General features: G+C 64.2%; 6 protein-coding genes. All 6 read right to left on the bottom strand.

All coding sequences use genetic code 11. The features are described 5' to 3' along the window. The coding region (locus VGV60_13410; protein ID HEV8702265.1) for a hypothetical protein at positions 1–944 on the bottom strand (944 nt) is incomplete at its 3' end. Beyond that, the gene (locus VGV60_13405) at positions 941–2,251 is read right to left on the bottom strand and encodes a nucleotide sugar dehydrogenase (protein HEV8702264.1); all 1,311 of its coding nucleotides are present in this window, start codon (positions 2,249–2,251) and stop codon (positions 941–943) included. The genes VGV60_13410 and VGV60_13405, both read right to left, overlap by 4 nt. Further along, the gene (locus tag VGV60_13400) at positions 2,248–3,309 is read right to left on the bottom strand and encodes a glycosyltransferase (protein HEV8702263.1); all 1,062 of its coding nucleotides are present in this window, start codon (positions 3,307–3,309) and stop codon (positions 2,248–2,250) included. The genes VGV60_13405 and VGV60_13400 overlap by 4 nt, the downstream gene beginning before the upstream one ends. Next, on the bottom strand, positions 3,306–5,522 hold the full coding sequence (locus VGV60_13395; GenBank protein ID HEV8702262.1) for a glycosyltransferase: 2,217 nt from the start codon (positions 5,520–5,522) through the stop codon (positions 3,306–3,308). The genes VGV60_13400 and VGV60_13395 overlap by 4 nt, the downstream gene beginning before the upstream one ends. A 53-nt stretch (positions 5,523–5,575) precedes the next feature. Then, complete coding sequence (locus VGV60_13390) at positions 5,576–5,734, bottom strand: DUF5989 family protein (GenBank protein HEV8702261.1); 159 nt, start codon at positions 5,732–5,734, stop codon at positions 5,576–5,578. A 42-nt stretch (positions 5,735–5,776) separates the two neighbouring features. Continuing rightward, positions 5,777–7,513: a carbamoyltransferase gene (locus VGV60_13385; protein HEV8702260.1), complete on the bottom strand. Its 1,737-nt coding sequence runs from the start codon at positions 7,511–7,513 to the stop codon at positions 5,777–5,779. Positions 7,514–7,524 lie beyond the last annotated feature (11 nt).

Here is a 7,524-nt window from a genome sequence, read left to right as displayed (position 1 = left end):
AGAGCCCCCGGGCAGTAACGCGGCAGAAGGGAGCACATCACCAGGAGCCCGAGGGCGAACCCCGACATCGACGCTCTCTTGGCGGCCAGAATCAGGCAGCCCCCACCCATCATCATCCCCAGCCGCACGGGTAGTCGAATGGGCAGTTTCCGCCGACACAAGTAGATTCCGGTCAGCGAAAGAGTCATCAACGAAAAGTAGAGCCCCGCCGTGGCGGGGGCATTGCCGAAGGTCCCCCGCTGGCTGCCGATCTTCCCGGCTTCGACATCGGTGGCTCCCACCATCTTCTCGTTGCCAAGAACATCGAAGGAGAACCCCAGAATGTTCTGAAATACATAAATCGCGCATTGGATGGCGAATCCAAGATAGAGCCCACGCAAGAAGATCAGCAGGTGCTCCTCGTTCCTAATCGCGTTCAGCAGCACTAGAAAGATGAACAGCATTTCCAGTTCCTGAGCGAGGGCAACGAAGGAGAGGGTCCGATCCGTGGTGTTCACCATGGAGAGCAATCCCGCAAAGATGAACAGCAACATCGGCACTGAAACGCGTGGCTCGAAAAGGGGCCTCGCCTTGTCGATCTGCCCGGTCACCAGCCCCACCAGGGCCAGTGCGGCGGTGACCAGGAGGGTTCCGCTGACGGCCAGGACACTTCGATCGCGGTCAATGAGAATTATCTGGACGAAATACGGCATCGTGAATCCGACGCAGGAGAGCAGGAACTCGTACCTCCGGCGCAGGGCCAGGAAAAAGGCGACCACCAGGCCGGCGAAAATCAACGCAGCGAGATATTTAATCGACCGGAGCCGGAGGATGGCGGCCGTTCCCGCCAACAGGGCAAAGAGTGTCGCTCCTGAGGCCACGACAATCCGGGACGAGATTTCGATCGTCTCAAGCCGGCGGAATCCGCTGGTCCACCGGTCGCGTATCACCGTGACCGCGTTCACCAGCAGATGCCTCCCGGCTTCGTCCGGCCGTCCTGGGCCAGGCGCCCGAAGAGATCGATGAGAGTCTGCTCCTTCGTCAGCATGGTCGGGATGCGATCCACCCCCGGATCGTCGGTGCCGATGACCACGACCTCCGCGTCCCGGAGCGCGCCCTCGAGAGTCTCGACCAGAAGGGACCCGATGTGTGGAATCTCGCGTTCGATGAAATCTCTGTTGGCTCCGACCAGGGAGGAGAGCCGGACATTCGCATCGAAGATCCGGACCGGCACACCCTTCCCCAGGAGGTTTTCCACGAGCCGGACCATCGGGCTTTCGCGCAGGTCGTCGGTCCCGGCCTTGAAGCTCAGCCCTACGAGCGCGGTCCTGGGCCGGCCGAATGAAAGAATCCGGTTGGTCGCCGCCCTCAGGTGGACCTCGTTGCTCTCCAGCACGGCGTCCAGGAGCGGCACGCTGACGTCCGCGCGTTTCGCCTCGTAGGCGAGCGCGCGGAGATCCTTGGGGAGGCAGGAGCCGCCGAATGCCATCCCGGGACGCAGGTAGGCCGGCGAGATATTCAGCCTTCTATCTTCGCAGAGCAACCGCATGACCTCCATGCTGTCCACTCCGCGAGCGTGTCCCAGCCGCCCGATTTCATTGGCGAACGCGACCTTGAGCGCGTGGAAGGCATTGTTGACGTATTTGGCCAGTTCGGCCGTCTCCAGGCTCGTCGCCTTGAACGGTCGGTTCCGGCTCGCATAGAGCGCCCGGACCACATCGGCCGTCCGATCGTCGTTGGCACCGCACAGGTCGAAGGGAGCCGAGTCGTAGTCCCTGATCGAGGTTCCTTCCCGCAGAAACTCCGGATTCATGGCTATCCCGAGGCCCTCCCCCACCTTCCGTTCGCTCCTCGTCTCGACGAGGGGGATGACCCTTCCGCGAATCGTGCCTGGAGGGACCGTGCTCCGAACGCTGACGACCTGGAACTTCTCCACTCCCCGGACCGCATCGCCCACGTCGGACAGGGCCCGGAGGAGATGGGTCAGATCGGACGAGCCGTTTGCCGAGGAGGGGGTCCCGACCGCCACCAGGAATGCGTCCGCCTCCCGCGCGCCTGCGTCGAGCCTGGTGGCCGCCCGAAGGCCCCCGGTGCGGCGTCCCTCCCGGATCAGCTCGTCCAGGCCCGGTTCCAGTACCGGCGTCCGGCCGTCCTGAATGGCGCGGACTTTCCCCTCGTTGACGTCGATGCCGATCACCTCGAAACCGTCCCGGGCGAGGCAACCGGCGCAGACCGTCCCGACGTACCCCAGGCCCATGACCACGATTCTCATATCGTCCGGCCCCGCTCGACCGCATCGCGGCAGAGATCTCGAAGCGCTTGCACCTGGGCCGTGGAAATCCGCCTGCGCTCGTCCTTGAGCAACCGGATTTCCCGCTGGAGCGCCGCCCCATCGGACTGGATGAGGCGCACCGCCGCCGCGATCCCCGCCGCGCTGTTGTCGACGTGCAGCGTGCCTCGGCTGAAGACCTCTCGAAGGAGCGGCCAGTCCGACGTGATCAAGGGCTTCTCGAGCGCCACGGCTTCGTACCCTCCCCTCTGCATCGTGTGGTCCTCGCTGGTCAGAACCAGGATGGCGTCGGCTCCGCGCAGCAGGGCCAGGTAGTCCTCCTCCGGGACGAAACCCGTCAATCGGACGTTGGACGGGAGTCCTTCCCGGAACCCTCTGGGAGCGTACGAGGGATCTCCCGTGAAGGAGAATCTCACGTCTGGAAGGCGGCGCGCCGCTTCCACCACCGCCGCGACCGGCTCATCGACAGAATGGGTGCAGACGTACACCACATGGAATCGTCCGGAAGGGGTCGAGCGTCCGCCCGGATCGAGCGGCAGGGCCAGATCCTGAACCTTCACAGCCTTCCCACCCCAGGACCCAACGATCCCGCCCATATGATCGTTCGTGACGATGGTGGCGAGGGCCCGCCGGGTCAGGAAACGCTGAAGAGGCAGAGACCACATCCATCTCGTGTGCTGGAAGGCGCCCGAGTGGGCGTCGATGACGTACCGATATCGCATCAGTGTCGAGACGAGCCAGACAACCATGGGCGCGATGACGGGCGGATTCGCCACCAGGACCAGCGAGGGACGAGCGCGCATCACAAGCCACAGGGTACGCAAGGCCTGGAGGAAGTATTTCAACGGAGCCTGGTAGGGGACCTTGAACTTCAGATAATGAACCAGGTGGGAGCGCGCGCCGATCTGCTCCGCCAGGACGTCGCTTCGGCGACAGTAGGGATACCAGGTGACGAAAACCCAGGGTCGTGCCGCGGTGGCGATCAGCCCGGTCCGGGTGTCGGTGGTGGAACTCGAACGCGGCAGGGCGTCCGGCCTCATGGCTTGGCCACCGGCTGACCGGAGAAGGGAACGGCGGGCCGAGGCCCGCTTTCCGCGTCGAAGGCTACGACCGCCCCCGAAGCCGGATTGCGGCGAGAGGGAGGCCATCCCGCAGCCGCCCGGTAAACCTCTTCGAGCCGCTCCTGCATCACCCGCATCGAGTACTGGCTGACGACCGTTTCTCTATTCCGCCTGGCTTGGGTGCGAACCCGGGCGGGAGAAGCAAGAAGTCGATCGAGCGCCCCGGCCAGGGCGGATCGATTTCCAGGCGGAACCAGCAACCCGCCTTCCCCATACCCGAGCATTTCGGGAATCGCCCCGACATCGGTGGCCACCACGCCCAGCCCGGCGGCCATCGCCTCCAGGAGGACGTTGGGCATGTTCTCGAAATAGGAGGGGAGGACCAGGACGGTGCTTTCGGAGAGTAGCGCCAGTCTCTCGTCGCCGGCGACGCGTTCCAGGCACCGTACCCGGGGCCCGGATCCCGACGCCGCGATCCCCTCGGCCTCGAGGCGCGCGCGGACCGCCCCGGGGTCATCCAGTCCGGCCAGAACCCACCGGGTCTCCGGATGGCTTCGAGCGACGCCGGGAAGTACGTGCAGGAGATCCTCAAGCCCCTTGTCGCGATTCAACGCCGCGTTCCCGGTCCCGAGGAAGAGCACCTGCGGCGATCGGAAATCGCCGCTCTGGCGAAGCAACGCCATTTCTGCGTCATCCAGTCCATTGGGAACAACTGAGAGGCGGGCGGGCGGGGCGATGGCGGCGATGCGGTCAGCCCAGCCTCGCGAGAGAACCACAACCCGGGTCGTGCACCGCAGCGTCCATCGAATCCAGGCTCGAAGGAGGGCCGGACTGCGCCGGAAGAAAGTTTCGAACCGGCCGCTGTGGATCTGCAGGACGACAGGAAGGCCCTGACGGCGGGCGGTCCAGGCGTAGAGCGCGTTCTGATGAAAATTGACGCCGCTGCTTGTCTTGACGTGAACAAGGTCGACCGGGTGGTCCGCCAGATCGCGCCGCAGCGCCCGGATCCGGCCGTACATGTAGGCGATCCTCTCGGCAAGCGAGCGATGCGGATCATGCACGCGGTAGGTGTCGAAGACCCGCATCGACGTCCGCGCGGCCAGGTCGCTCCCCAGAAGCAGATCCACTCCCTTCTCAACACCCCCCAGGAACGGCGGCTCGGGGCGGGGGCCGATCAGGAGAACCCGTGGTAGCTTCTCCGACTGCTTTGCCGCCGGCACCTCTTCCTCTCCCTCCCACCGAAAGGAGGCGGGTGAGCGTTGAATCATCAGGAGCCCTGGCACGAGACAGCCTCCCTGGACCACCCATTCCACCAAGTAATAAGCGGCCCGCCGCAGGCTCCTCCCCCGAATGACCAGCGCGATGAAAGCAACTGCCGAGACCCCGAGCCAGGCCATCCCGGCCCATTCGATCCCCCTCACCCACAAACCGACGGCGACGACCCCAAGGAGGAGGTGTCCCAGGACCATCAGAACCCGGTCCAATCCATGGAAGGCGGCTCTGGCTTGCCCCGCAGACAGAAGCACCCTGGCCGCTTGTCCCCGGCCCAGGAAAAAGCCATGGTTCAAGGAACGGAGCAGACGCCGTGCGCTCTCCCGGGGCACCGTCGTATGCCGGATCATCGGCACCATCAGAACGGTGATGCGATACCCGGCCGAAAGAATCCGATAGCCAAGTTCCTCCTCTTCCTTGGCCCGGAGGTAGGGATTGAACGAACCGGCCGCTTCCAGCGCCGTTCGCCGGTAGAGAGCGCATCCGCCGTAGGCGTGCCGGCGGTCGTTGGCCGACCGTCTGTCCTGGTAATATTCGACAGAGGCCGGCACGCTGCCCTCCTGGGTAAGGTAGTAGTCCTTGCGCTGACCGGCGACGACTCCCAAGGTCGGATCCGCCTCCATAGCGGCCACGGCCTCGGGCAGGAATCCCTCCTCCAGCTCGCAGTCTCCGTCCAGGAACAAGAGATACCGGGACCGCGTCAACGAGGCGCCGATCCATCGAGCCGCGGCGGGGCAGATTCGGGAGGCCTTCCGGATCCGGAAAACTCGACATCCTTCCCGAAGGGCCCGCTCGACCGTCCGATCGCTGGATGCGGAATCAACCAGCAGGACCTCGCCTCCACCGACGGAGGATAGGCCCCTCCTCGTGGCCGAAATGCACGATCCGATGGTCCGTTCTTCATTGCGGGCGATGGCCACCGCGGAGATGAGCGGCTCCCCGACCGATTCCACCAACGAAGCCCCCTTCTTCGCTAGAAGATCGTGTAGATGAACGGCGCCAGAGCGGACGCGTGCGTGAGGACCATCAGGATCCCCAGGAAGACACAGAGGACGATGATGGGCGCCAGCCACCACTTCTTGCGGACCTTCAGGAAATCCCAGAACTCGGCGCAGAACTGAACCTTTTCCATGACCGACTTCTTGAAGCTCATCTTGATCCTTTCCTCTTCCCCTCAGTCGAGTTGGAACTCTTCACGCCAGTCCTTGTCCTCCTTGAGAGGAGGCTGGCTCTTCTTGTCCAGCAGGTAGGGCCCCATGGCCAGGTAGTCCATGTGGGTCCTCATGAAACAGCGATACGCGTCCTCCGGGGAGCAGACGATCGGCTCCCCCCGGACGTTGAACGATGTGTTGATGATCACCGGGACTCCCGTCCGGCTCTCGAACTCCCGGATGAGATCGTAGTAGAGCGCATTCTGCCCGCGGCTGATGCTCTGGATGCGGGCCGAGTGATCCACGTGGGTCACAGAGGGGATCACTCGCTTCCCCTCCCTGACGGGGGCCACCAGCAACATGTACGGACTGGGCCTGTCGATCTCGAAGTACTCGCCGATCTTCTCCTCCAGGACCGACGGGGCGAAGGGCCGGAAGCTCTCCCGGAACTTGATCTTGAGGTTGACGACGTCCTTGTTCTCGGGATTGCGGGCATCGGCCAGGATGCTCCGGCTCCCCAGGGCCCTGGGGCCGAATTCCATTCTGCCCTGGAACCAGCCGATGACGGTCTGCCCCTCGATGAGGGCCGCCACCTGCCGGACCAGCTCGTCCCGCTCGAGGCGCCGGTAGGGGGCGCCGTACCTCTTGAGGGTCTCGAGGATCTCCTCCTCGCCGTATTCCGGGCCGAGGTAGGCGTCGTCCATGCGGATGGTGCGCGGATTGCCCAGCAGGGAATGATTGATGTAGGCCGCCACGCCGAGGGCGCCCCCCGCGTCCCCCGCCGCCGGCTGGATGAACAGATCCTTGAAGGGGCCTTCCCGCAGGATCCGGCCGTTGGCGACGCAGTTCAGGGCCACGCCCCCCGCCATGCACAGGTTCTCCATCCTCGTCTCGCGGTGCAGGTAGGAGGCCATCTTGAGCATGACCTCTTCCGTGACCTTCTGCACCGACGCCGCGATGTCCTTCTGTTTCTGGTCCAGCTTCGATTCGGGGTCCCGCGGCGGGCCGCCAAACAGGTCCGCGAAGCGGCCGTTCGTCATCTTGAGGCCATGGTGGTAGGAGAAGTAGCTCATGTCCAGCTCGAAGCTTCCATCGTCCTTGATCTCGATGAGCTTCTTCACCTGGTCGACGTACCGGGGGACGCCGTAGGGCGCCAGGCCCATGACCTTGTACTCCGCGCTGTTCACCTTGAATCCAAGGTAGTAGGTGAAGGCGCTGTAGAGTAGCCCGAGGGAATGGGGGAAGCGGATCTCCTTGAACAGGTCGATCTCAAGGTCCCGACCGACACCGTAGCTCGCCGTGGCCCACTCCCCCACGCCGTCCACGGTGAGGATGGCGGCCTCCTTGAAGGGACTCACCAGAAACGCGCTGGCGGCGTGGGAAAGATGGTGCTCCGTATACAGGATCTTTCCCTCGTAATTCAGCTCCTTCCGGATCCGCTGCGGGATCCAGAGCTTCTCCTTCAGCCAGACCGGCATCGCCTTGGAGAAGGAGCGGAATCCCCGCGGGAAGGTGGAAAGGTAGGTGGACAGGAGACGCTCGAATTTCAGGAACGGCTTGTCGTAGAAACCGACGTAGTCGAGGTCCTTCGCCGCGATCTTCCCCGCCCGGAGGCAGTATTGGATCGCCTCGTGCGGGAACCCCTCGTCGTGCTTCTTGCGGGTGAATCGTTCCTCGGAGGCGGCGGCCACCAGGCGCCCGTCCTGGATGAGGCAGGCGGCCGAGTCATGATAGAAAGCGGAAATTCCCAGGATGTTCAACGTCGTGTCTC

Source organism: Candidatus Polarisedimenticolia bacterium (assembly GCA_036001465.1).
GTDB lineage: Bacteria > Acidobacteriota > Polarisedimenticolia > Gp22-AA2 > Gp22-AA2 > Gp22-AA3.
The sequence above is the reverse complement of the archived record's forward strand: the minus strand, read 5'-3'. Positions and strand labels throughout refer to the sequence as shown.